Genomic DNA, 25,039 nt, shown 5'->3' with positions numbered 1-25,039 from the left:
AGATAAAAATTCTCGCTTTGTAAGTTAGTCACTAATTATCGAGGCAGATTTTATACGAAGACAGATGTGAAAAACAGTGAAGTATTTTTTGCATCACTATAAAAGACTTTCTTAAAGTGATTAGCGTGGTTATGCCGTTTATTGCAAAGCAATAATAAGTAGCTTCTTAAAACTACTCTAAATTAGAATAAAACGAATGATCATGGACCTGATATTTACGACATATTGAGGTTTAACATGTCGTAGCGTTAAAAAGCTTATTGGCTAAGCCCTAACTCCATAAATACACTTTGTGGATTATCTATATATGAGCCAAAACTGCTACAGCGTTTAAAGCCTAAATTTTCATATAAATTGATTGATTTTATTTGTTTTGGACCTGTTTCTAAACGTATTAACGGGATTTTCTTTTCGCCAGCTTGATGTAATAAAATCTGCATAATACGTCTTGATAGCCCTTTACCACGATGACTTGGTTTTACGTATAAACGTCTTATTTCGCCATAAGGTTGAGTATCAAATTTCTCTACGATCGCACCACAGGCAATAATACCTTCATCAGTTTTTAAACCAATAGCATACACATTAGGTAAGGTTAATTCGTTTAGCTCCAGAGACTGCGCTGTAGCAACAGGATATAAAGAATTTATAAGTCGGTCTATATCGTCAAATACATTTACTACATCGGGATCATTAGGGTTCAAATCAACTAACTGCATAAAGCTTCCATTCATTGTTATAAGTTTATTAAGCTTTAAATAATATATTCAAGCGGGCATAGCTTAGCATTATTTAACCAAAAAATCTTTAGTCCTTATTTAGCATATAGTTTGGGGAATTTTAACAGCTAGAAAATGCAAAATGTCCTTGTATATAGAGATTTTCTATTTGGTTATTACCAATTAGCTTAATTAAATGATCTATTTTGAGGTAAGAAAGTCGTGTCGATAACAAGGCAGAATTTTTAACATAGTTACCGCCAGGTTTAATCCCTCTAAACGATTAAGTATTATTGCGGATTGCTATTAGCCCTATGCCATTTTAAATAACGTTCTTTATCCATAGGCTTTGCAACTAAGTAGCCTTGCATAGTATCAATATTCATTTTTGTAAGTAAGTCATACTGCTCTATTGTTTCTACGCCTTCTGCAACGACCACTAAGTTTAAGCTTTTACCTAAACTGATAATTGTTTGTGCGATATTAAAGCCAATCTCATTATCTAAAATCTTATCAACAAAGCTCTTATCTATTTTTAATTCTTTAACAGGAAACGCACTTAAGTAAGCTAAGCAGGAATACCCTGTTCCAAAGTCGTCAATCGAAAATAAAAAGTCAGCAGCAATGAGCTCTTTCATTTGCCTAATTGTATAATCTATATCGCTAGAGAGCATTGACTCAGTTATTTCTAACTTAATTTGTGATGCTCGAATATCAAATTTATTAATAATGTTAAACAACTCACCTTTTAAATTTGATGAATTGAACTGACTTTGACTAATATTAATTGAAACACTAAACGAGTTGTCAATTATAGCGTTTGCTTTAAGTTCATTAATTAAAATACATATATCATGCAAAACAATATTTTGTAGTTTTTGAATAAGACCGTATTGCTCAGCTATAGGTATAAATTCGTTTGCCGCTATCAGCCCTCTTTGAGGATGGTTCCACCTAATGAGTGCTTCAGCACCAACAACGTTACCTTGCGTATTTACTTGTGGCTGAAAGTAAGCACAAAACTCATTAGACGCAATTGCCCTCACTATATCGGTTTCTAGTTCTGCTTGCTTTTCGAGCAGTGTTTGCAAGGCTGGATCGTAAAAGCTACTGCTATTCCCCCCCTTATTTTTAGAATGATACATAGCTGTATCTGCAAATTTTAATATATTTCCAGCCTGTGCATTTACGCTATCAATTAGGCAAATACCTATGCTACAACTTACTTGGAATGCAAGGTTTCCCAATTCGAATTTATCATGAAAAGCCCTTTGAATTTCTTGAGCAACTGATTTACATTCTAGCATTGCTTGCTTTGTGTCTTGCCCTATGTGTTTAAGTAAAATAATAAACTCATCACCACCTGCTCTGGCTAGTGTATCTGAGCCTTTTATTATTGCACTTAACCTTTTTGATAGCTCCACAAGTACTTCATCCCCGGCACTGTGCCCAAGTGAATCATTAATACGCTTGAAGTTATCTAGGTCTAAAAACAATAACGCCCCTATATTTTTATTGCGCTTGATACTCTCTACACACGCGCTTAATCTGTCACTAAGCATTCTTCTATTTGGAAGTTTAGTTAATGGATCGTAAAAGGCGAGTTTGTGGACTTCTTGCTCAGCTTTTTTCTTTATTGAAATATCTCTGGCCATCCATATTACATGTCTTTTTGTAGGGCTATTGGGATTGTAATGATCTAAAACCGCAGCCCGTCCCTCAAAAACTATATTTCCTTTTGGTACATCTAATTCGTACTCAAAAATTTGCATCTCGTTAGTCGAAAGTGTTTTTTCAATAACGTCAATTATCATCTGCGCATCTTTTTGAGGAAGCAGGTCTTTAACATTTTGACCAATAAGATCCGTCGACGAATCAAGCAGCAACTCATTAGAGGTACCATAAACATCGGTATATGTGCCATCTTCACTTAAAATGAGGATGAGATCGGGCATTACTTTGGTGAAGGCTTTAAATTTTTCATTACTGTGCTGTAAATTAACGACAAGCTGTTTTGCCTTCGCAAATTCGTTACTTTTCTCAAGAGCGATACTTGAAAAGTGTACAAAAAAATCTATTAATTCTAAATCTTGCTCTGATGGGGTTTTAGGTGTGCTGTGATAAATAGCAAAGGTGCCTAACAAATCAGCTTGAGTCGAAAAAATAGGTGTTGACCAACATGACCTAAGATCAAACTTTAGCGCTAAATCTTTAAAGTCCTCCCACAGCGGTGAGGTTTCAATATTTTCTACAATTGTGCGCGTCTTCGAGAATGCGGCAGTACCACATGAGCCGACTTTTGGCCCTATGTAAATACCATTAAGCAATTCACAGTACTCTGGGTGAATATTAGGGGCTGCGCAATGAAAGAGCTGCTGGCCTTTAATTGATAAAATGGAACACCTTGCAGACTCATCATCAATAATCTGCTCTATTGATAAACAAATTTCAGTAAGCACCACATTTAAGGGTACCCCTAATGCAATTTTAGATAAAATGCCTTGCTGGTGAGATAATAACTTTTTTAACCGATCCGTACCCATTTCCACTCGCTCGCATTATTTATACATATTGATACAACAAAAAGTCTCATGCAGATGCTTTTTTCTATGTAGTAAAGTTCAGTATAGTCATGATTAGTAAGTTTATTCTTTTATTAATAAAAAACTAACCTGATCTACATTGATTAATCATAATTGCATATTACTAAACACCTGTAGGTACTATATAACCAAAACCGCAACATTAAAGCTAACACTTTGTTACTTAAAAATACTGTTCAAAATTATTAAGCTATTTATACTGTAGCTAGTGATAAATATTTTTTGAGGTTACAGTGCAGATCACACAAGGTATGGAATATTTTTTTTCGGGGTTTAAATTAATTAGCCAAAAAGGGTTAAAGCGTTTTGTACTTATCCCACTTTTAATTAATGTTTTACTATTTGGTAGCTCGTTGTTTTTCTTATTTGGATGGCTAAGTGATAGCTTTAGCTACATTAATAATATGCTGCCAGAGTGGTTAAGCTGGCTTGAATGGCTAATGTGGCCAATTGCAGTTTTAGTCGTATTATTTAGCTACAGCATGCTCTTTACTGTCATCACTAATTTTATTGCGGCACCCTTTAATGCTTTATTAAGTGAAAAAGTTGAGCTCTATTTAACGGGTCAAAAAATTAATGATGACGGTTTTTCCGAATTAGTTAAAGATGTACCTAGAATGCTTGCCCGTGAGTGGACAAAGCTGTGCTATTACCTTCCTCGCGCTATTGGCTTTTTTATACTTCTTTGGATTTTACCTGTTATAGGTCAAATACTATGGGTTTTATTTACCTGCTGGATGTATGCGGTGCAGTATGAAGACTATGCATTTGATAACCATAAAATTGGCTTTAAGCAGATGAAAGACGATTTAAAATCTAAGCAAGGTTTATCATATGGGTTTGGTTTTGCCGTTATGTTATTAACCGCTATACCCTTTGTAAACTTAATAGTTATGCCTGTAGCTGTGTGTGGTGCAACACGTTTGTGGGTCGATAATTATCGGTCAAAATACCGCAATTAATTAATAGGTTGCTGACTTTTCAATATTCAAAGGTCACCGCACCCGAGATAAAAAAGCACCTAAGGTGCTTTTTTTAATCTATTTTTAAAGCAATAAACTCAAGCGATGCACGCCTTGGTAATGCAACGCTTTGTTTATCTACTTCTTCGAAGTTTTTAATCAAAATATTAAAGCGCTGATTGTTAAAATTAACGGCTGTAACTTCACCAATTTTTATACTGTAGTTTTGCTGCTGATTAAACAGCGTTAGTGTTCGCCCGTTTATACGCTCTACGAATAAGTAAGGTGTTTGATCTGGCATCTTTAAACGGATAACATTGATTTTACTTAACTCATGTACCGCCACCCAATTTTGACTCTGCATTAACGTATTATAACTACTAATGCCTTCAGGCTGATAAACAACATCTTGGCTTATCACGCATGTCTTACAGCCCTCTACTGATTCAACTCGCCAGTCAATAGCTGTATTTTTATAATATAAATTGTCATTTTTTAGTAACCATTCACGTGCATTGCTAGTATCGCTACACGCTATGAGTAAGCTTAAAAAACTACTACAAACAATAAACTTAATACTTAACCCTAGTTTCATATTAATGCTCTTTAATTGCTTTTAACTCAGCAATAATTGCACTACTTGGTTGCGCTTCTTTTATATAACTGGGCAGCGTTTCAATATACGTAGGCGAGCTTTGTAAATTACTTTGTAAATTATACACCTTACTATTATTGGTATTTGGCACGCCAAATCGATTACCTGCACTTTGCATATAAAACTGCAAATTAAGCATACTCCACTCATCTACATCACTAAGTATTGATATTGTATTATCTTGGTTAGTATCAAAGCCAGTTAAGCTTTCTGTGCTAATTGCATTACAGTTAAAATCAACAGGTAGTGATCCATTTCGATTTAACCCCTGTGCTTCAAGTATTGTGCTCTCATTTAAATCTGCTGAACTACCACTTGAATAATCAATAATAAAATCATCTGTAGAGCCTAAATGACTATTAGTATTTGGTGTAATATCACAACTAACATTGCCTGGATAAAAGCGCTCATAATAACGATCGCCTTCGTTATTACCTATTGTTGATAAACCCGCTAATTGATATAAATAATTCATAGAGCTTAAATGATTAGGCTTAAAGTTAACCTCTTCATCTCCACCATGGTATAAGCCTAAGTTATGGCCTAGCTCATGAAAGATAGTTGATGCTTGATAATTATAAGTTACATTGGTTGCTGTTTGTGTATCCAAAGTTAAGCCCCACCCTCCCATAGTTACCATTAAATCATTACCGCTGATCTCAGCAATACCCGACCCACTAATACTGCCATCTTCATTTCCACTACTTGCCATTAATAAGTAATGAAAAATGGGTCTGCGGGTTATATCGGTATATTCCATTTTATAAGTAAATAAATTAGGGCTACTTAAATCGTACTCAAACGGAGTATAGCTATTAAAAGGGACAACATTTCCGCCACCTAAATCAAAGTTTTCCGGCGCAATATCGCTATTTTGATCAAATAAATCACCTACATCAAAATGAACGGTGTAGCCTTTATTTGCAAATACACTAACAATTTTTTCAAGTGCAGTTCGATGAGGCGTTATTCCAACATCACTACTATCCATATAATCTATTTCAATAAATATATCTTTTTGTGAAGTACGCGCCCCCCATTCATACAGAGGCAGCCCAGCAAATGTTGCTCCCTCTACCTCTGCGCAATCTGGAATACCGTCTTTATCATCATCTATTGAGCAAGTTATATCGTTAGGCCCTGCCGGAGTGTTGAATACTGAGTAGTTCCAGTCTGTATTTTGGTTGGTATCGGTTGCGCCGAGCGTACGCTTTAAGCTGGCGCCCTGCTCTGGCAGTATTTGTGCAGCATTTTCTCCTTGCCACTGCGAGGCTGTTACTGGCTCTTGGGTTGAATTTCCAAACTTAACAAAATCGATAGTTTGTGTACTCGCACTATTAAGTAATTCTGCAAAACCATTTATGTACCAATAAGGCCTAATTTGATCATTCGCGTTACCAACAAGTACAAGCTTTGTATTATTTAATGACGCACTTGCTAAAAAGTCATCACCAAAGCGACTTTGTAAAATAATATAGGCGCCATTTAAAAGCTCTTTATCAGGCAGCGCAAATACTTGCTCTTCACTCAGCGTACTATCAGACATATTAATACTGCGAGCTTTAAGAGAGTAGTCTTGTAAATTTACTGTTGCACCGGTGCCATTATAAAGTTCAACCCAAGGTAAGTCGTTACTAAATTGCACAGATGAAAGCTCTGTTATTTTTATATTTTGGCTAGAAGTTGTAAAGGAGGTGGCAGTTTGCGCCAAAATAGTTGTGCTATCAAAATTAGCTAAATCAGCTGTAACACGAATAATATATTGAGTGTCTTCATCAAAGCTTGCGCTTAAATTTACAGTATGAAAATAAGTACTTGTGTCGCTGGTAGTACCCGACAAACTTTCAATAGTTAAAGCCAAGCAAGTAGTAAAGTTATCTGCTGACACTTGTATGCTTCCAGTACAAGTACCATTACTAGAATTAACGGCTAAAGTACTCACAAGCATAATATCTGAAAATGTAATGCTAACAGGGCTATCTACAAATACTGGTTCATTACTATTTTGTGGTGTTACATTACTAATCGTAGCGGGCGTTGAATCAATAACGGTAATACTTAGTACAAATTCGGTTGTGTCTTTGGTATCAGTCGCCGTTAACGTATAGCTTTGTGGAGTGATACTATTTGCGGGAGGTGTGTAACTAAAACGTAAGGCTTGGGCATCAATAACACTAATTTGCGCACCATTTAAATCATCACCAAAGTCAATCTGTACGCTATCGTTATCAGCATCGCTAACAACTAAACTAAATTCAGTGGCTTGATTATATTGCACGCTAATACTTACATCATCTGCAGTTGGTGGATTGTTTGGTGCTAATATCATAACTGTTTTTTGAGCGTTATTTGTTGCGTTATCGTCATCAGTTACAGTTACTACAAAGGTAACATTGGTGTTTTGTGCAACAGTAGGCGCGTTAAAGCTAATACTTGTTTCTGCTTGAGTAAGTTCAACTACAGGGCCACTTATTTGCTGCCAAGTTATGCTGTTAATACTCCCATCACTATCTTGTGCATCTGCAACTAAAGTTACACTAACGCCTTTTTCAGCTTCTTCAGGGCCTGTAACAATAACTGTTGGCGCGCTATTTACTTGATTAATTAAAACCGTTTTACTCGCTTGAGTGCTTTTACCGGCATTGTCAGTTACGGTTACGCTAAAACCTAACGTTGTATTTTCAGATACATTAGGGGCAGTAAAACTAAGGACTCCATCTGCTTGTGTAAACTCAACATTGTCCCCAGCAGACTGAATCCAATTAATATTACTTATTGTTCCATCTGTATCTTGAGCGTTAGCAACCAAACTAACCTGTGCGTTAGCAAGTGCACTACTTGGGCCTGTAATATTAACTGTAGGAGCATTATTTTGAGAAGTGATAATACCTGAAAATACCTGTTGTGCAGTAGCACCTGAATTATCAGTAACAGTAACTGAAAAACTAAAGGTCGTGTCAGTGGTTACACTTGGTGCAGTGGCGGTAAGCGTGTTACCGTTAGAGGTGAACGTAAACTCAGGGCCGCTAAGTTGTTGCCATTGATAGCTGGCTATTTGTCCGTCACTATCACTTGCAAGCGCAGTAATAGTAAATGATTGGTTAGAAGCAATAACGTTACTACTAACAGAGAGCGTAACACTGGGCGCAGCGTTACCAGAGGGCGTAGTTGAATCACTACCTTCTCCGCCGCCGCCACAACCTGTGATTAAAAGTGATAAAAAAAGTAAACTTAGCCATTTATTAATATTGTTTTTTACCACTTTTAGCCTCTACATATTAACTATACAAATTTTGTGGCACCTTAGTAACGTTTAAATGAACGGTTATTTCCTCACGATCATGATATAGATGTTTAGCTTGTAACTCGTAATTAATACCTTGTTTCTCAAGCTCTTTTCTTATCATCGAAAGACATTCATAAACACTATCAAAGCGTTTTTTCATAGGGAGTTTTAAGTTAAATATAAACTCTTTTGCGTATGCATTTACTGCCCAGTCAATCATTAGCGTAGTCACTTTGGTTGGTTTTTCCACCATATCGCACACTAACCAAGTAATATTTCTTTTTTCTGGACGATATTTAAAACCATCGGCTCTAAAATGTTTAACTTGCCCAGTTTGCATTAAATCGTCATTCATTGGACCGTTATCAATCGCGCTTACAAACATACCACGGCGTACAAGCTGATAAGTCCAACCACCCGGGCATGCACCTAAATCAACACTGCGCATACCTGCTGCCACACGTGATTCACGTTGCTGTTCAGGAATAAATACATTAAACGCTTCATCGAGTTTTAACGTTGAACGACTCGGTGCATCGCTTGGCATACGAAGGCGTAAAATACCCATGAAAAATGGAGAATTATTAAAGCTATACGAGTAACCCACATAAGCCGTATTGTTTGTTAAAAACATGACATGCATTACTGGGCGGTTTGCTTTTGGCTCACGCAGTACTGTATTTTGTTTTTCGAGGGCCTTTTTAAGCGGCGTTGAGATTTTTTTACAGAACGTTAAAAGCTCTTTGCCTTCATTGGTATCTGGCGTTTCAACGCGCAGCTCTGAGCACAATGTAAAATCTTTAGCAGCTTCAACTACTGCACTTACACGGTCTTCTACTGGCATGTTTTCAAGCAATGTACCGGCAAACCATTGGCGTGCGAACACCATATTTTTAAAATCGACTTTTTTGATTATTTCGTCGCTGTGATGCGCTTCAAAACATTCGTAAACAACATAACCTGTATTTGGCTTTGCTTTTACATACCCTGCAAAACCCTGCTCTGCAGCATGAAACGTTATTTCAGCAGCGGCATCGTTTTCAAAACCACTACGACAATAAATCACAACACTAGACATATTAACCCTTAAACTCTTTAAAACTTAAATCGTGCAACTTGCACTAAAATAACAATCCAACCAATAATAAAGCACAATCCACCAAGCGGTGTTATCGGCCCTAGCCACTTCATATCTGTTAGAGCGAGTAAATATAAACTGCCACTAAAAAGTAGTGTGCCAGTTATGAAAAAGCCACCAGCCCAACTCAGATTTATGCCCCATTTAATTAAAATAGCCACCGCAATAAGTGCAAGGCCATGCAACATTTGATACTCAGCAGCTGTTTTAAAAACCCCTAATGAATACTCCGATAAACGGCTTTTTAAACCATGGGCAGCAAATGCACCTAACATAACCGAGAGCATACAAAAAACACTGCCGGTCATTAAAAATAATTTAATCATTTAACCCCCCTAATCGAGTTTTAACACATCTCAACTTGTTGCTTAATAAATTCAACGGCACTTAACGCTGCTGTTTCTCTATTTTGCAGTTCAGTTACACCACTTTTTTTACGTGGTTTTAATGAATGATCGCCATCAGGCAGCCATGTGAGTAAAGGCTGTTTTGGCATTTCCATAGTAAGCAGTTCTTCACGTGTACCAAATGTATCTCGCTCGCCCTGTAATACTAAAAAAGGGCAAACAATATCAGCAAAATGATCGGTGCGTAACTTTTCTGGCTTACCCGGCGGATGAAATGGATAACCAAATGCAATAACACCCGAAAGTTTTTGCTCGGTGCTGCACGCAAGCATTGATGCCATGCGTCCGCCCATCGATTTACCGCCTATAAATAACGGTAAATCTGGCTGCGCCTTCGTAAGCACTTGCTCATAATAAATAAGTAGTTTTGGCGCTCGCTCGGGAGGCCTACGTTTATTGGTTTGTTTAGCAACTTGCATATATTCAAAATCAAATAAACCTACATCAACACCTTGCTCGCTTATTAATTTTGCCATGTGTTGCATAAAGTCAGAATCGCTACCGGCACCTGCACCATGTGCAAATATAAACTGTGCAATTGCAGGTTGTGCGGTGCTTTTAAACCATTCAATCATTATTAATACTCATGTTCTTGCTCATGCTCTACTAAGCTCAGCATCCACTCTTTAAACGAAACTATTTTACCAAGCTCTGTTTGCGATTCGCGAAGCACTAAGTAATATGCATTCTTGCTTTCTAAACTGTGATTAAACGGAATAACCAAACGCCCTGCATCTATGTCGGGTTTAGCTAATACACTATTACCAATTGCCACACCTTGCCCATGTACTGCAGCTTGTAACACCATTGATGAGTGACTAAAAATAGGCCCTTGATTTACCTGGATGTTACGCACACCTGCAGTTTTCATCCACGTTTTCCAGTTTTTACGTGTGGTGTCATGCAATAAGGTGTGATGCGCTAAATCACTTGGTTGGTCAAGCGGCTTTGGCCCACTTAATAACATAGGGCTACAAAGTGGTACTAAATATTCAGTATGAAGTTTGTACGCTTGTACGCCATTCCAATGACCTCTTCCATAGTAAATAGCAATATCTACGTCATCAGTCAGTGAGTTTTCATCTTGATCTTGCGCTTTTATTCGCACATCTATCTCAGGGTGCAACTCATTAAACAAACTCAAACGAGGCACTAACCACTGAATAGCAAAGCTTGGCGTTAGGCTTACTGTTAATGAGCCTTTTGCACCACGGGCTAATAGCTTTTCAGTGGCATCAATAAGCTGAGTAAAAATCTCTTTTATATCTAAAAAATAGCCTTGGCCTTCTTCAGTTAATAATAATGAGCGGTTTTTACGTAAAAACAACTTTAAACCTAAATGCTCTTCAAGTGTTTTTATTTGATGACTTACTGCCGCCTGCGTTACATAAAGCTCTTCTGCTGCCTTAGTAAAACTTAAATGACGCGCAGCCGCTTCAAAGGCCTTTAATGCGTTTAGTGGAGGTACCCGTCTTGACATAATAACCAAGCTTAGAATTAGTTTTTCTTATGCGTGAGATTATATACATCATATAAGTTTGTGTATATTAAAGGCATAAAAAAAGCGACCTGAGTCGCTTTTTAATAAACATCATGCTTAATTATAAATCGCTTGCACTTGTATCAAGTGGAGCAAAGCTTTTAATTAAATCATCAACCGCTTTCATTTGCGTTAAGTACCCCTCTAACTTACTAAGCGCTAGCGCACATGGGCCATCACATTTAGCTTCGTTAGGGTTTGGATGCGCCTCAATAAATAAACCTGCAATACCTAGCGCCATACCGCTGCGTGCAAGCTCTGCTGCTTGTGCACGACGACCATCAGCAGAATCAGCTCGGCCACCAGGGCGCTGAAGTGCATGTGTTGCATCAAAAATAACAGGCGCCATTGCTTTCATGTCATCCATACCCAGCATATCAACCACTAGGTTGTTATAACCAAAGCTAGAGCCACGCTCACAAAGTGCGATGTTATTATTACCCGCTTCATTAAATTTAGTAATGATATGGCGCATTTCATGTGGCGCTAAAAACTGTGGTTTTTTCACGTTAATAATTGCACCTGTTTTAGCCATCGCCACAACTAAATCTGTTTGACGTGCTAAAAAAGCGGGTAACTGAATTACATCAACAACTTCAGCAACAGGCGCTGCTTGATGCGGTTCATGTACATCAGTAATAAGTGGAATTTTAAACGTGTTTTTAATCTCTTCAAATATTTTTAAACCTTCTTCCATACCAGGACCACGGTACGAATTGATTGAAGAACGGTTAGCCTTATCAAATGACGCTTTAAATACATAAGGAATATTTAATTTAGTCGTTACTTCTACGTAATGCTCTGCAACACGCATAGCTAAATCGCGAGATTCTAATACGTTAATACCACCAAACAATACAAACGGTTTGTTGTTTGCTAGCTCAATTTCATTAATTTTAATAATTTGGTCTTTCATTTAAATTCCTTACGGTGCAACTGCTTGCATCATTAATCCACAAATATAAGCCATATAAGTACCCACACCATAGCCAAGTACAGCTAGCAGAACGCCAACTGGCGCTAATGACGGGTGAAACGCTGATGCTACAACAGGTGCAGACGCTGCGCCGCCCACATTAGCCTGAGAGCCTACGGCCATATAAAATAACGGAGCTTTAATAAGTTTAGCCACGAGTAACATTATACTTGCATGCACTAACATCCAAATTGCGCCAACTAAAAATAACCCAGGGTTATTGAAGATAGCGGTTACGTTCATGTGCAAACCAATTGATGCGACTAAAATATATAAAAAGCTAGAGGCTACCTTTGAAGCGCCAAACGCTTCTATTTGTCTAACTTTAGTAAACGATAAGCCTATACCAATCGTTGTCGATATAACTATTAGCCAAAAGAACTTACTGTTTAAGCTATATTCTTTTGCCCATTCATAAGTAGTGCCAAAGTACGGACCTAAAAAGTCAGCACAAAAATGTGCTAAACCTGTTATACCAAATGCAATTGCAAGCAGCGTCATATAATCGTTAAGAGTAGGAATGCGTGCATGTTCTGCGTGATAGGCTTCAACCCGTTTTTTCAGATCTTCAATTGCGCTCGTGTCGGCACCCGTAGCTGCATCAATCTTTTTGTGGTTTGCTGCCATTAGCAATAAAACAGCCATCCAAATATTCGCGACTATTACATCGACTGTAATCATTACAGAAAATATATCACCGCCAACTTCAAACATTTCTTTCATTGATGCTTGGTTAGCACCACCGCCGATCCAGCTACCCGCAACGGTTGTCATACCGCGCCATACGGCATCAGGTCCATGCCCGCCAACAATACTTGGATCAAATGCACTCACTACTAAAATAGCTAATGGCCCACCGATAACAATACCTAATGTCCCCACTAAAAACATAATGAGCGCTTTAGGACCTAAATTAATAATCGCTTTTAAATCAATACTAATGGTGAGCAGTATTAAACAAGCAGGCAGTAAGTAGCGTGAAGCCACATAATAAACATTGGATTTGTTACCATCTACAATACCAAATGTATTTAATAACGAAGGTAAAAAGTAACACAGTAGTAAAGCTGGTACATATTTATAAAATCGTTTTAAAGCTGGACGTTCACTGTTTGAGGTTTTAAAAATAAACCCCAAAATAACAGCAAGTAAACCAAGCACAACGGCATCATTTGTAATTAATGCGCTTTGAGTTTCAACCATAATTATTCCTATTCTTAATGGTGCGTTTTATTATTATCTTCTAGTTCTTCTATCTGGTGTTGAATTATCTCTATTGCAGGATCGTCCGGACACTCATCGACAAAAAACTGTAAATCATCACGTGCCATTTTAGGGCAACCGAGCTGATTTAATAAGTAACCTCTGTCGCGTCTCTCATACGGGTCGTCGCCTATTAGCTCCATTAGCATCTCTACACAGGTCAAAGCATGACCAAATTTGTTTTCGCTAATGAAAGACCATTTTTGTTGAGCTAAAAATAACTTATATACCTCGTCATCAAAAATGAGCTCTAGAGGCTCTTGTTCTTGGCCATCATCTTCATCTGCATTTTCAGGGATGATATACCAGCTTTGTTGTCCACTGCTTGGCTCTATTATGTAGCCTTCTTCATCACTAATCGCCACATGTACACCAACATCACCCTGCGTAAGACTAAGATTTGCGTCAAAGTTAGCTTGTTGTAAAAAATGACAAAGTATAATTGCCAGTGTGGTAGGTGAGCCACTGCGCATAGAAAGCGTATAACTTAATGTATTTAATTTATATTCAGGCACTTTTAAGCCTGAGGCACTAAATAGCCAATCGCTGTAAAACATATCTAATAATTTTTCGAGACGATCGTGCTCATCACTCACTTTTAGACACAGCGCTGAGATTTGCTCTTCAAAGTCAGTTAAAGTCTCATAACATGGTGTTAAATCTATTTGAGGGTCCCATTTTGATTCTGCTTTAATACAGCGGTAAATTGCTGGAGGTGTAAATTCATCGTAAGCATCATCAAGATAAGATTCATCGTGTTCGTCAAACCCGAGGGTAGTCATTAATACTGCAACATTTTAGAAAACGAAGGCGTAGTTTACCTAACTTTAAAGCTATATACCAATATAGAGGAGTTTTTGAATATTTTCTGAAAAGGAGTCTTATTTGAGCTTTATAAAATAATTATAAAGCTCAAATAGTCAGGTATTTTAAAGCAAAAAAGCTGATTTAGACGTCGCTAAATAACCTATCGCTAAAATAACAGCGGTATTAACCAAAATGTAAGCAATTTTAGCCGTCATTTTAGTTTGTCTGGCGCTTTTAGCCCCAATACCAATATATATAACCACTAAAACTATTTTTTCCAATAGCCAATATTGTTCAAATGGGTTTATTTTAGCCATAAATATAAGCGTAAGTGCAGACACTAATAACAAAGTATCTATACTGTGACTGCCAATCATTACCACTTTATTTTTTGCTATATTGCCACTACCCATTCGCGAAAAAGCGCGAACATAAAATAAAATTACACTCAACATCGCAATTGCCATGTGTGAATGCTTTACTGCTAAATAATCCATATGCCCCTGTACTTCTGTTTTATAAAAATTTAATCAGGAAAACGGCTAAGAACCGCTTCTAACTCATCAAGCTTCTCGTTAAATACTTCAACCAATTTTGGTTCAAAATGAGTACCTTTTTGAGCGTTAATTTCATCAACTACATTTTGCAAAGTCCAAGGCTCTTTATAGCATCGTTTATGGCGAAGTGCATCGTATACATCAGCAAGTGCGACTATACGACCAAATACATTGATTGCATTACCGCTTAAACCTTCTGGGTAACCAGAACCATCCCATTTTTCATGATGTTCTTTAGCGATAATTGCACCTGTACTCACAATTTCATGAGGCGAGTCTTTTAAAATAGTATAGCCTTTATCAGTGTGGGTTTTCATCACTTCCCATTCTTGGGCGTCTAACTTTGCTGGTTTATTTAATACCGCATCAGGAATGCCCACTTTACCTACATCATGAAGAGGCGACGCCAATCTTATTAAATCAGCATCATGCTTAGATAAACCATAACCCTGAGCTAAAATATGACAAATATGGGCTACACGCTTAACATGATTGCCTGTCTCGGTTGATCGTTGCTCTACCGCTTCACTTAACCTATAAACAAGCTCTTGTTGCGTTGCTTCTATTTCAGACTGGAGTTGTACATTTTCAAACGCAAGTTGCACGTTTTGAGAAAAAATCTTGATTAAATGACGCTGAGTATCTGTCAAATCCTTTGGGATCCCCGATATAAACAGCATCGAATTATGATTGTACTCACTGCTACAATACGCAAATAAGTAATTATCTTTATAAATAATACTTTTTTCATTAAGCGCCTGATGGCACGCACTTAACTGTTCAGCTTGTAATACCTCATCGAGCTCTTTACCTTCACTTTTTTCAAAATCACCGGTACCCGAGCAAACAATTAGCTTTTTATTATTTTGTGCTTCAGGGTTTTGTGCAACTAAAGTAGTTGCATACATAGCTTGATCAGCAATACCCAATAAAGATGTTAATTGCTGCATAACGCCTTCAATAAAGTGCTCTATTGAATGCGCAGAAAAAATATCACGAGACGCTATAATTATCTTCTCAAGCCCTTCGCGTGACTGCTCTATTGAAATAATATCGCGGTACGAGCGAAGACTTGACATAATGACTGTAAATAATTTTTGAGCCGTTAGCTCCGTTTTCGATTTGTAATCGTTAATATCATAATTAATAATTACTTGTCGTTCAGGGGCTTGACCAGGTTGACCTGTCCTTAAAATAATTCGAATATGATTATTTTTAGCTTCTTCACGAATAAACTTAGCAACTTGCAAACCAGCGTCGTCGGTTTCCATTACAACATCAAGTAACACAATTGCGGCATCCGGATGCTCTTTTATAAGCTCTTTGGCTTCAGCTCCCGAATAAGCACTGATAAATTCTAAACGTTTATTTTGAAACTCAAAATCACTCAACGCTAGTTTTGTAACAGCATGAACTTCAGGTTCGTCATCAACGATTAAGACTTTCCAGGTACCAAGTTCAATCTCATTGATTGGTTCTTCTGGCTCATCTGAAAATAAAAAATCACCCATCATAGTCGAAATTCCTTCATGGCATTATTTAACGCACTAGTAAGCAATTATTATTCTTTAGGGCCACTGTGCAAACGTTACACGGTCATTATTACCAAAGTCTTTCACTGTTTTAATATTAACAAATGCCATTTTTTTGAAAAAATGACGAACAGCTTCACCTTGCTCAAAACCGTGTTCTATTAAAAGATAGCCACTAGATAACAAATAGTCACGTGATTGTGTAATTATTTGTTTAATATCAGACATTCCGCAATCATCAGCCACTAATGCCGACAAAGGCTCAAAGCGCACATCGCCCTGATTTAAATGTATATCACTGCTTTCAATATAAGGTGGGTTAGTGACAATTAGGTTGAATTTTTCACCGTGCAACTCACTAAACCAGTTGCTTTGCTTAACGTGTACGTTGTTAATCGCCAATCGCTGCTGGTTACGTGTAGCAAGTGCAACAGCATCGCTTACTCTATCTACTGCAGTAATTTGCCAATTAGGCATTTCACTACCCAGTGCCAACGCAATTGCACCAGTACCGGTGCCTAAATCAAGCACTTTAGCTGTAGCAGGTACAGCCATTTCAAGTGCTTGTTCTACTAACGTTTCGGTATCTGGTCGAGGTATTAAGGTTGTTGCGTTAACTTCAAGCGATAAACTCCAAAACTCACGCTGCCCCGTAATATGTGCAACAGGTTCACCATTTAAACGCCTTTGGCAAAATGTATTAAATTGCTGTTGTTGCTCAGCGTTAAGTTCATGCTCTGGCCAAGTGAAAAGGTAACTGTGAGGTTTTTGAAGAATATGTAAAAGTAAAACTTGTGCATCTAATTTAGCACTTTCGCTGCTAGGTGCTAATAAATTAGCGCCTGCAGCAATAGCTTGTTCAAGAGTTTGGCTCACGACTACTCGTCGCCCATAGCCGCTAATAAGTCAGCTTGATGTTCTTGCATTAATGGGTCAATAACACAGCCTAAATCACCCGCTACCACTTCATTTAAACGATAAAGTGTTAAGTTAATACGGTGATCGGTAATACGACCTTGTGGGTAGTTATAAGTACGGATACGCTCAGAACGGTCGCCACTACCTACTAAATCACGACGCTCAGATGCTTCTGCCGCATGGCGTTTCTCATCTTCAGCTTGTTGCAAGCGTGCTGCAAGTACCGACATCGCTTTAGCGCGGTTTTTATGCTGTGAACGCTGATCCTGACACTCAACTACAACACCGGTAGGTATATGTGTAAGTCGAATAGCAGAATCTGTTTTATTAACGTGCTGACCACCTGCGCCCGATGCACGAAATGTATCAACTTTTAAATCTGCTGTGTTAATTTGTATCGCTTCGGCTTCTGGTACTTCCGCCATTACCGCAACAGTACATGCAGAGGTATGAACTCGCCCTTGTGACTCGGTTTCTGGCACACGTTGTACGCGGTGTACACCTGATTCAAACTTTAATTGACCGTAAACGCCTTCGCCACTAATATTTGCAATAACTTCTTTGTAACCACCGTGCTCACCTTCATTGGTGCTCACAACTTCTACTTTCCATTTTTTAGTTTCTGCATAACGACTGTACATACGAAATAAATCGCCAGCAAAAATAGCCGCTTCATCACCGCCTGTTCCAGCACGTACTTCAACAAATACGTTGTTATTATCTCGTGGATCTTTTGGCAACATTAATACTTGAATTTGATCTTCAATTACCAAAATTTGCGCTTTAGCTTCTTTATATTCTTCTTGCGCCATTTCACGCATTTCAGGGTCAGAATCTTTAAGCATTTCTTCTGCACTGGCTAAATCATCTTGCGTTTCTTTGTAAGTTAAAAACGTTTTTACAATCTCTTCAAGCTCAGAATATTCTTTTGAAAGCCCACGAAAACGATTTTGATCACTAATGACCGACGGGTCGCTTAGCAGCGCTTGTACTTCTTCGTAACGCTCTACTAAGGTTTCTAATTTATTATAAACAGACTCTTTCATTTAACGGTTATTCCTGATCAATACCTAACATTTTTTTCAACTGGTTTAGCTGCGCCACTTCACCTTTTTTCGCTGCGTCTTGTATTGCACGGGTAGGCGCGTGCATTAAGCGATTGGTTAATTTATTGGCGAGCTCTAATATAATTTTTTCTGCATCTTTACCTGTATTAAGCTGACTAACAGCACGCTCTACAAGTTCTGACTTAATTGTTTGTACATCATTTCGATAATGGCGGATTAAATCTACCGAATCGAGTGAGCGCATCCACATTGCAAATTCTTTGGTGCGTTCAGTGATAATTATTTGCGCTTGCTGTGCAGCTTGCTCACGCGCTGCCATATTCTCGCTTACAATGGTTTGTAAGTCATCAACGGAATATAAATAGGCAGCATCTAGCTCACCTACTTGGCTTTCTATGTCGCGCGGAACCGCAATATCTATAAATAGCATGGGCTTGTGACGGCGCTGCTTAAGCGCTTGCTCAACCACCCCTTTACCAATAATAGGCAAAGTACTGGCGGTAGAACTAATCACTATATCGGCTTTATGTAAACGCTCTGGCAATTGCGCTAAAGCAATTACATCCGCCGACACTTCGTCAGCTAAGCTTCGAGCTCGCTCAATAGTTCGGTTCGCAACGGTAATGTTTTGTGGCTCATTTTGATATAAATGCTTGGCCACCAGTTCAATAGTTTCACCCGCACCAATTAATAAAACGTTTGTTTTATCAAGCTTGCCGTAAATATGTTTTGCTAAATTAACAGCTGCAAATGCAACCGATACAGCACTTGCGCCAATATTTGTTTCGGTTCTAACTTGTTTAGCCACCGAAAATGTTTTTTGAAACAATCTATCAAAAGTAACACCTACAGCATCGTGGGTTTTAGCGCTAAAAAACGATTGTTTTATTTGCCCTAAAATTTGCGGCTCCCCTAACACCAAAGAATCCAACCCACACGCTACGCGCATTAAGTGGTTAATAGCGTCATTACCTTCGTGACAATAAATATTATTACTCAGTTCATGTTCATCCAAACCATGGAAACTGGCAAGCCAAGTCAACAGTGTTTGGGAATTTTGCTGAGCGAGGCTACAATAGATCTCGGTTCGATTGCAGGTAGATACAATAACCGCTTCATTAAAGTCGGCATGGCCGCTTAATTGTTGCAACGCCTCTGAAATTTGCTCAGGCGAAAAAGCCACTTTTTCACGTAATTCTACGGATGCGGTTTTGTGATTTATACCTAGTGCTATTATGGTCATATTTGCCAAATATTGCTGAGCCCTACTTCAAAGGCGGTAATTTTACCAAAAATCAGCGGAATATGGAAAGTAAGGAACAACATTTGATTCGACAATATTTGATTTTATTCATGTTTTTTTTGTTTTTAGGTGGCTGTGCTCATCAAATTGATACAAAAACAACACTTTATGATGATTGGAAACCACGTTTAGCTGCTCAAAAAACTTGGCAGGTCGAGGGTAAACTCGCGTTTATTAGTCCACAAGAGCGTCAATCTGCAAACTTAAATTGGCAGCAAACAGCAAATTCCAATAATTTAATACTAACTACCTTTATTGGTACGCGTATTTTGTCGCTTAAACAAACAGCAAATGGTGCTGAATTAGAGTTTGACGGCGATGAGTACTTTGATACTAATGCTGCAGAGCTTTTAAAGCGTTTAACGGGTTTTACACTCCCGGTTGATAACGCCGACAATTGGCTTAAAGGCACCATTGACGATCAAAGCTTAGTCGTTGATGAGCTAGGCCGTGCAAAGCAAGTGTTATGGTTTGATAACACAGGTAAAAAATGGCAAATAGATTACGGCACTTATATACAAAACGCAGGCTATTGGTTACCAACCAAACTAACGTTAAAGCATCAACAAATAAAAATAAAAATTCAACTCTACGATTGGCAATTTAAATAAATATGAATAACAAAACCTCTTTTTCACTGATCGCTCCGGCAAAACTCAATTTATTTTTACATATTAATGCTCGCCGAGAAGATGGCTATCATGAACTCGAAACCTTATTTACTTTTTTAAATTTTGGTGATGAGCTTTATTTTGAACTAACAACGGATGGCAGTATTTCTGTCGGTGGTGATACTAAAGACATACCCCTAAACGATAATCTCATCTATAAAGCGGCTTTATTATTACAAACACACAGTAAAACCTCTTTGGGTGTAAAAATAAATTTAATTAAACGCTTACCGATGGGCGGAGGTGTTGGAGGTGGCTCATCCGACGCTGCAAGTACTTTATTAGCCCTAAATAAATTATGGAAATTAGAACTAAATTTAGAAATCCTAGCCCAATTAGGACTTAAATTAGGCGCTGATGTTCCGGTGTTCATACAAGGGCAAAGCGCCATAGCGCAAGGTATTGGCGAGAAATTACACCAAGTAAAACTTGAACAAAAATGGTACTGCGTTGTACACCCAAACCAACATGTAAGTACCGCAAAAATATTTACACATCCCGATTTAAAACGCGACACACCAAAAATAATAGGCGATTGGAAACACCATACTTTAACCAACGATTGTGAGCCTTTAGTTAAAAAGCTTTGCCCCGAGGTTGAAAAAACCCTCCAGTGGTTGCTAAAATACGCACCGTCGAAGATGACCGGAACAGGTTCATGTTGTTTTGTCGAATTTGCTAGTCAAGTTCAAGCACAAGATGTACTTGAAAATCTCCCCCATAATTGGCAGGGTTTTGTGGCTTCAAGCGCAAATGTCTCACCTGCTCATACGGAGTTAACCGCCATATTCGATCAATGAAGTAACGTACAAGTAATCATAAGTTAACCCGCAGTGGTATTTATCATTGCCCGTTAGTCCAAATATTCAGTGCCTGAGGAACCCTACCGTGCCTGACATGAAGCTCTTCGCTGGTAACGCAACACCTGAGTTAGCTCAAAAAGTTGCAAAACGTTTATATATTGAATTAGGCGATGCTGTTGTTGGCCGTTTTAGCGACGGTGAGATCAGTGTTCAAATAAATGAAAATGTTCGTGGCTCGGACGTTTTTATATTGCAATCAACCTGTGCCCCTACAAACGATAACCTAATGGAACTTATCGTTATGGTTGATGCTCTACGTCGTGCGTCTGCAGGTCGTATTACTGCCGTCATTCCTTATTTTGGTTATGCGCGCCAAGACCGTCGTGTACGCTCTGCCCGTGTTCCAATTACCGCTAAAGTTGTTGCCGATTTCTTATCAAGTGTGGGTGTTGACCGTGTTCTTACGGTTGATTTACACGCTGAACAAATCCAAGGCTTCTTTGATGTACCAGTAGACAACGTATTTGGCAGCCCTGTATTACTTGAAGATATGAAAGAACGCGACTTTGAAGACGTCGTTGTTGTATCTCCAGATATTGGTGGTGTTGTACGCGCACGTGCAATTGCAAAACTACTAAACGATACCGATTTAGCAATCATTGACAAACGCCGCCCTCAAGCAAACGTTTCTCAAGTAATGCACATTATTGGTGACGTGGAAGGTCGAGATTGTATTATCGTAGATGATATGATTGATACCGGTGGTACGTTATGTAAAGCCGCAGAAGCACTTAAAGAACATGGCGCTAAGCGCGTATTTGCATACGCAACGCACCCTATTCTTTCGGGTAAAGCAGCAGAAAACTTACGTGACTCGATGATTGACGAAGTAATTGTAACTGACTCGATTCCGCTATCTGACGAGCTTAAAGCCCTTGATAAAATTAAGGTACTTACGCTTGCTGACATGTTAGCAGAGACTATTCGTCGTATTAGTAACGAAGAATCTATCTCAGCGATGTTTGAACACTAAAATTAAGCATTCCTGAGTATAAAAGCGCCTTTTGGCGCTTTTTTTGTAAGCGATGTTTATTTTGTCTGGGCGTGGTGGTATGATAGCGCGCCTTTTGGCTAGGGACCTTGGTCGCAAAGGCCCTACACATTTTAATAACTGGAGACATCATGTCTAACAAAACTTATACATATAACGCTGAACTTCGCGTAGAAACTGGTACTGGTGCGAGCCGCCGCCTACGTCGCGAAGACAAAGTTCCTGCAATCCTTTACGGAGCTGACAAAGAAGCTTTATCTCTTACTTTTGCTCATAAAGATATGATCAAAGCACAAGAAGACGAAGGTTTTTACACGCATATCCTTACGCTTAACGTAGATGGCGAAGCTGTTGAAGTAATCTTAAAAGATATCCAACGTCACCCATTCAAGCCTAAGCTTACTCACCTTGATTTCCAACGTGTAGATGCTACTCATAAATTTCAAACTAAAGTTCCTCTTCACTTCATCGGTGAAGATATTGTAACTAAAGCTGGCGCAACTGTTGTTCACCAGTTAACTGAAGTTGAAATTACGTGTCTTCCAAAAGCACTTCCAGAATTCATTGAAGTAGATGTTTCTAAGTTTGTTGTTGGCGATTCTGTTCATATTTCTGACCTTACTTTCCCTAAAGGCGTTAGCTCTGTAGATTTAGGTAAAGGCGAAGGCCATGATCAGTCTATCCTGACTATCAAAGCAAACAAAGCAGCTCCAGTTGAAGACGACGCTGCAGCAGCAGAATAATTTTTAAGGTCTCGCAACCTTGAATTCTATTCAAATGCTTGTGGGCCTGGCTAATCCAGGCCCCGAATACGCAAACACACGCCACAATGCAGGTGCTTGGTTCATCGAGCAAATCGCTGCACGCTACAACTGCACCCTAAAATACGATCCTAAATATCACGGCCTTACAGGCAAAGTGATCATTCAAGGCCAAGAATTCAAATTATTGATCCCCACTACTTACATGAATTTAAGTGGTAAAGCGGTCAGTAGTTTAGCTAATTTTTTCAAAATCCCTGTCGAGGACATTTTAGTTGCCCATGACGAATTGGATTTAGACCCAGGCGTTGCCAAATTAAAAAAAGGCGGCGGGCATGGCGGTCATAATGGTTTAAAAGACATTATTGCAAAAATGGCAAATCAAAAAGACTTTATGCGCTTGCGCATTGGTGTAGGTCATCCAGGGCATCGTGAAATGGTTACTGGTTGGGTGCTTGGAAAAGCGGCCAAAGCAGACCAAGAAAAGATGGATGCTGCTGTTGATGAAGCAGTTCGTTGTATGGAAATACTTGCAAAAGATGGTGTGTTAAAAGCACAAAACAGACTACATTCGTTTAAACCCTAATAACTTGGGTTCAAGCACATCGTTTAAACGAATCTAAACAAGGTATCTTACTATGGGTTTTAAATGTGGCATCGTTGGCTTGCCTAACGTTGGTAAATCAACGCTTTTCAATGCACTAACTAAAGCGGGTATTGAAGCCGCTAACTTTCCTTTTTGTACCATTGAGCCTAATACAGGTGTGGTACCTGTGCCAGATCCTCGTCTAGACGAACTTGCTAAAATAGTAAACCCTCAACGAGTTCTTACCACCAGTATGGAATTTGTAGACATTGCTGGCTTAGTAAAAGGCGCATCTAAAGGTGAAGGCCTTGGTAACCAGTTTTTAGCTAACATTCGTGAAACCGATGCAATTGGCCACGTAGTTCGCTGTTTTGAAGATGAAAACATCATCCACGTAGCAGGCACTATTGACCCTGCTGACGATATTGACGTAATCAACACTGAGTTAGTACTTGCTGATATGGATAGCGCTGAAAAAGCCCTTTTCCGTAATTCAAAAAAAGCAAAAGGTGGCGATAAAGACGCTAAAGAGCAAAATGCTGTACTTGAAAAAGTAAAAGTGCATCTTGACGAAGGCTTAACTTTACGTGGTCTAGCACTAACTAAAGAAGAAAAAGCAGCAATCAGTTCTATTAACTTCTTAACGATTAAACCAACAATGTATATTGCAAACGTTGCTGAAGATGGTTTTGAAAATAACCCATACCTTGACCGCGTACGCGCTATTGCCGCAGCTGAAGATGCGATTGTAGTTCCTGTATGTGCCGCTATCGAATCTGAGCTTTCAGAACTAGATGACGAAGACAAGCTTGAGTTTATGGCTGATCTTGGTTTAGAAGAGCCGGGTCTTAACCTTGTTATTCGTGGTGGTTATGAATTACTACAATTACAAACTTATTTCACAGCTGGCGTAAAAGAAGTACGCGCATGGACAATCCCTGTAGGTGCAACAGCACCACAAGCAGCGGGTAAAATCCATACCGACTTCGAGCGTGGCTTTATTCGTGCGCAAACTATTGCTTTTGACGACTTTGTTGCCTTTAAAGGTGAGAGTGGCGCAAAAGAAGCAGGTAAGATGCGTCAAGAAGGTAAAGAGTACATTGTTAAAGATGGCGATGTAATGAACTTCTTGTTCAACGTATAAGTACAAATTAAACCAATTTAACTTGGTAATAATTTTTAAAGGCTCGTTTTTACGAGCCTTTTTTGTATTTAAGCATTATAAAAATAATAATTAACCTCAACTAGTCTATCTTTGTAATATCGCTTAATGAAAGAAGTACAGGGTTAATTAAGATTCCGCGCCTTAAAGGCAGCTAAAAAAACAGCATTTTTATTAAATTTTAGCCTGTTAGCTTAATTTTCCTGCAAACAAACACAGTTAAGTGTTTTTTTGCAAAAAAGGTGTTGACGAATTTGGGTCATATCAGCATA

Annotated in this window: 23 protein-coding genes; 7 read left to right on the top strand and 16 right to left on the bottom strand. The window is 38.5% G+C overall.

Translation table 11 applies throughout. The features are described 5' to 3' along the window. Window positions 1–257: 257 nt before the first annotated feature. Together I6E80_RS14945 and I6E80_RS14940 are read right to left on the bottom strand one after the other, a co-directional pair. Window positions 258–719, bottom strand: a complete 462-nt coding sequence (locus I6E80_RS14945) for a GNAT family N-acetyltransferase (protein WP_170072181.1) — start codon at window positions 717–719, stop codon at window positions 258–260. 290 nt (window positions 720–1,009) lie between these two features. Next, window positions 1,010–3,262: an EAL domain-containing protein gene (locus I6E80_RS14940; RefSeq protein ID WP_197185879.1), complete on the bottom strand. Its 2,253-nt coding sequence runs from the start codon at window positions 3,260–3,262 to the stop codon at window positions 1,010–1,012. A 293-nt stretch (window positions 3,263–3,555) separates the two neighbouring features. On the opposite strand from I6E80_RS14940, the gene cysZ reads away from it, so the two are divergent. Further along, window positions 3,556–4,284, top strand: coding sequence for a sulfate transporter CysZ (cysZ, locus tag I6E80_RS14935; RefSeq protein ID WP_331459339.1), 729 nt, complete (start codon window positions 3,556–3,558; stop codon window positions 4,282–4,284). A gap of 73 nt (window positions 4,285–4,357) precedes the next feature. On the opposite strand, the gene I6E80_RS14930 is transcribed toward cysZ, so the two are convergent. From I6E80_RS14930 to hemA, 14 genes are all read right to left on the bottom strand, one after another. Beyond that, window positions 4,358–4,879: a hypothetical protein gene (locus I6E80_RS14930; protein WP_197185878.1), complete on the bottom strand. Its 522-nt coding sequence runs from the start codon at window positions 4,877–4,879 to the stop codon at window positions 4,358–4,360. A gap of 1 nt (window position 4,880) precedes the next feature. Then, window positions 4,881–8,201, bottom strand: a complete 3,321-nt coding sequence (locus tag I6E80_RS14925; protein ID WP_197185877.1) for a hypothetical protein — start codon at window positions 8,199–8,201, stop codon at window positions 4,881–4,883. Window positions 8,202–8,217: 16 nt separating this feature from the next. After that, window positions 8,218–9,303, bottom strand: coding sequence for a 23S rRNA (cytidine(2498)-2'-O)-methyltransferase RlmM (rlmM, locus tag I6E80_RS14920; RefSeq protein WP_024600667.1), 1,086 nt, complete (start codon window positions 9,301–9,303; stop codon window positions 8,218–8,220). 17 nt (window positions 9,304–9,320) lie between these two features. Beyond that, window positions 9,321–9,689: a DUF423 domain-containing protein gene (locus I6E80_RS14915; protein ID WP_024600666.1), complete on the bottom strand. Its 369-nt coding sequence runs from the start codon at window positions 9,687–9,689 to the stop codon at window positions 9,321–9,323. A gap of 20 nt (window positions 9,690–9,709) precedes the next feature. Then, window positions 9,710–10,345, bottom strand: coding sequence for an alpha/beta family hydrolase (locus I6E80_RS14910; protein WP_170072175.1), 636 nt, complete (start codon window positions 10,343–10,345; stop codon window positions 9,710–9,712). A 2-nt stretch (window positions 10,346–10,347) separates the two neighbouring features. Further along, the gene (locus I6E80_RS14905) at window positions 10,348–11,250 is read right to left on the bottom strand and encodes a transcriptional regulator GcvA (protein ID WP_024600664.1); all 903 of its coding nucleotides are present in this window, start codon (window positions 11,248–11,250) and stop codon (window positions 10,348–10,350) included. 121 nt (window positions 11,251–11,371) lie between these two features. Continuing rightward, window positions 11,372–12,226: a 3-deoxy-8-phosphooctulonate synthase gene (gene kdsA / locus I6E80_RS14900; RefSeq protein WP_024600663.1), complete on the bottom strand. Its 855-nt coding sequence runs from the start codon at window positions 12,224–12,226 to the stop codon at window positions 11,372–11,374. Window positions 12,227–12,235: 9 nt separating this feature from the next. Then, complete coding sequence (locus tag I6E80_RS14895; RefSeq protein WP_076924831.1) at window positions 12,236–13,489, bottom strand: DUF819 domain-containing protein; 1,254 nt, start codon at window positions 13,487–13,489, stop codon at window positions 12,236–12,238. A gap of 14 nt (window positions 13,490–13,503) precedes the next feature. Beyond that, a complete protein-coding gene (locus I6E80_RS14890; RefSeq protein ID WP_197185876.1) occupies window positions 13,504–14,331 on the bottom strand; it encodes a tetratricopeptide repeat protein in 828 nt (275 codons plus the stop codon). Between the two features lie 147 nt (window positions 14,332–14,478). Beyond that, complete coding sequence (locus I6E80_RS14885) at window positions 14,479–14,853, bottom strand: SirB2 family protein (RefSeq protein ID WP_024597766.1); 375 nt, start codon at window positions 14,851–14,853, stop codon at window positions 14,479–14,481. A gap of 29 nt (window positions 14,854–14,882) precedes the next feature. Continuing rightward, window positions 14,883–16,427 carry a response regulator gene (locus I6E80_RS14880; protein WP_024597765.1) on the bottom strand — a complete coding sequence of 515 codons (1,545 nt, stop codon included), beginning with the start codon at window positions 16,425–16,427 and terminating at the stop codon, window positions 14,883–14,885. A 54-nt stretch (window positions 16,428–16,481) separates the two neighbouring features. Next, the gene (prmC, locus tag I6E80_RS14875) at window positions 16,482–17,321 is read right to left on the bottom strand and encodes a peptide chain release factor N(5)-glutamine methyltransferase (RefSeq protein WP_197185875.1); all 840 of its coding nucleotides are present in this window, start codon (window positions 17,319–17,321) and stop codon (window positions 16,482–16,484) included. 2 nt (window positions 17,322–17,323) lie between these two features. Further along, a complete protein-coding gene (gene prfA, locus I6E80_RS14870) occupies window positions 17,324–18,409 on the bottom strand; it encodes a peptide chain release factor 1 (RefSeq protein WP_024597763.1) in 1,086 nt (361 codons plus the stop codon). Window positions 18,410–18,416: 7 nt separating this feature from the next. Beyond that, the gene (hemA, locus tag I6E80_RS14865; protein WP_024605248.1) at window positions 18,417–19,673 is read right to left on the bottom strand and encodes a glutamyl-tRNA reductase; all 1,257 of its coding nucleotides are present in this window, start codon (window positions 19,671–19,673) and stop codon (window positions 18,417–18,419) included. 83 nt (window positions 19,674–19,756) lie between these two features. Between hemA and lolB the strand changes: the two genes are divergently transcribed. From lolB to ychF, 6 genes are all read left to right on the top strand, one after another. Continuing rightward, a complete protein-coding gene (gene lolB / locus I6E80_RS14860) occupies window positions 19,757–20,344 on the top strand; it encodes a lipoprotein insertase outer membrane protein LolB (protein WP_170072171.1) in 588 nt (195 codons plus the stop codon). A gap of 2 nt (window positions 20,345–20,346) precedes the next feature. Then, window positions 20,347–21,204 carry a 4-(cytidine 5'-diphospho)-2-C-methyl-D-erythritol kinase gene (ispE, locus tag I6E80_RS14855; RefSeq protein WP_197185874.1) on the top strand — a complete coding sequence of 286 codons (858 nt, stop codon included), beginning with the start codon at window positions 20,347–20,349 and terminating at the stop codon, window positions 21,202–21,204. An 88-nt stretch (window positions 21,205–21,292) separates the two neighbouring features. Continuing rightward, window positions 21,293–22,240, top strand: a complete 948-nt coding sequence (locus I6E80_RS14850) for a ribose-phosphate pyrophosphokinase (protein ID WP_007583957.1) — start codon at window positions 21,293–21,295, stop codon at window positions 22,238–22,240. A 149-nt stretch (window positions 22,241–22,389) separates the two neighbouring features. Then, window positions 22,390–23,001 carry a 50S ribosomal protein L25/general stress protein Ctc gene (locus I6E80_RS14845; protein ID WP_008171830.1) on the top strand — a complete coding sequence of 204 codons (612 nt, stop codon included), beginning with the start codon at window positions 22,390–22,392 and terminating at the stop codon, window positions 22,999–23,001. Between the two features lie 19 nt (window positions 23,002–23,020). Next, the gene (gene pth, locus I6E80_RS14840) at window positions 23,021–23,605 is read left to right on the top strand and encodes an aminoacyl-tRNA hydrolase (RefSeq protein WP_024605251.1); all 585 of its coding nucleotides are present in this window, start codon (window positions 23,021–23,023) and stop codon (window positions 23,603–23,605) included. A 52-nt stretch (window positions 23,606–23,657) separates the two neighbouring features. Then, window positions 23,658–24,749: a redox-regulated ATPase YchF gene (ychF, locus tag I6E80_RS14835; protein ID WP_007583951.1), complete on the top strand. Its 1,092-nt coding sequence runs from the start codon at window positions 23,658–23,660 to the stop codon at window positions 24,747–24,749. Window positions 24,750–25,039 lie beyond the last annotated feature (290 nt).

Source organism: Pseudoalteromonas sp. NSLLW218, assembly GCF_015864775.1.
GTDB lineage: Bacteria > Pseudomonadota > Gammaproteobacteria > Enterobacterales > Alteromonadaceae > Pseudoalteromonas.
Note: the sequence above shows the minus strand (reverse complement) of the source record. Positions and strands in the feature narration are given on the sequence as shown.

What these genes read in the sequence shown, in the direction of transcription:
- I6E80_RS14945 (WP_170072181.1), bottom strand. Translation starts at nt 719, where the DNA reads ATGCAGTTAGTTGATTTGAACCCTAATGATCCCGATGTAGTAAATGTA.
- I6E80_RS14905 (WP_024600664.1), bottom strand. Translation starts at nt 11,250, where the DNA reads ATGTCAAGACGGGTACCTCCACTAAACGCATTAAAGGCCTTTGAAGCG.
- rlmM (WP_024600667.1), bottom strand. Translation starts at nt 9,303, where the DNA reads ATGTCTAGTGTTGTGATTTATTGTCGTAGTGGTTTTGAAAACGATGCC.
- I6E80_RS14885 (WP_024597766.1), bottom strand. Translation starts at nt 14,853, where the DNA reads ATGGATTATTTAGCAGTAAAGCATTCACACATGGCAATTGCGATGTTG.
- ispE (WP_197185874.1), top strand. Translation starts at nt 20,347, where the DNA reads ATGAATAACAAAACCTCTTTTTCACTGATCGCTCCGGCAAAACTCAAT.
- hemA (WP_024605248.1), bottom strand. Translation starts at nt 19,673, where the DNA reads ATGACCATAATAGCACTAGGTATAAATCACAAAACCGCATCCGTAGAA.
- I6E80_RS14895 (WP_076924831.1), bottom strand. Translation starts at nt 13,489, where the DNA reads ATGGTTGAAACTCAAAGCGCATTAATTACAAATGATGCCGTTGTGCTT.
- ychF (WP_007583951.1), top strand. Translation starts at nt 23,658, where the DNA reads ATGGGTTTTAAATGTGGCATCGTTGGCTTGCCTAACGTTGGTAAATCA.
- I6E80_RS14880 (WP_024597765.1), bottom strand. Translation starts at nt 16,427, where the DNA reads ATGATGGGTGATTTTTTATTTTCAGATGAGCCAGAAGAACCAATCAAT.
- I6E80_RS14910 (WP_170072175.1), bottom strand. Translation starts at nt 10,345, where the DNA reads ATGATTGAATGGTTTAAAAGCACCGCACAACCTGCAATTGCACAGTTT.
- prfA (WP_024597763.1), bottom strand. Translation starts at nt 18,409, where the DNA reads ATGAAAGAGTCTGTTTATAATAAATTAGAAACCTTAGTAGAGCGTTAC.
- I6E80_RS14890 (WP_197185876.1), bottom strand. Translation starts at nt 14,331, where the DNA reads ATGACTACCCTCGGGTTTGACGAACACGATGAATCTTATCTTGATGAT.
- I6E80_RS14915 (WP_024600666.1), bottom strand. Translation starts at nt 9,689, where the DNA reads ATGATTAAATTATTTTTAATGACCGGCAGTGTTTTTTGTATGCTCTCG.
- I6E80_RS14930 (WP_197185878.1), bottom strand. Translation starts at nt 4,879, where the DNA reads ATGAAACTAGGGTTAAGTATTAAGTTTATTGTTTGTAGTAGTTTTTTA.
- kdsA (WP_024600663.1), bottom strand. Translation starts at nt 12,226, where the DNA reads ATGAAAGACCAAATTATTAAAATTAATGAAATTGAGCTAGCAAACAAC.
- I6E80_RS14940 (WP_197185879.1), bottom strand. Translation starts at nt 3,262, where the DNA reads ATGGGTACGGATCGGTTAAAAAAGTTATTATCTCACCAGCAAGGCATT.
- I6E80_RS14845 (WP_008171830.1), top strand. Translation starts at nt 22,390, where the DNA reads ATGTCTAACAAAACTTATACATATAACGCTGAACTTCGCGTAGAAACT.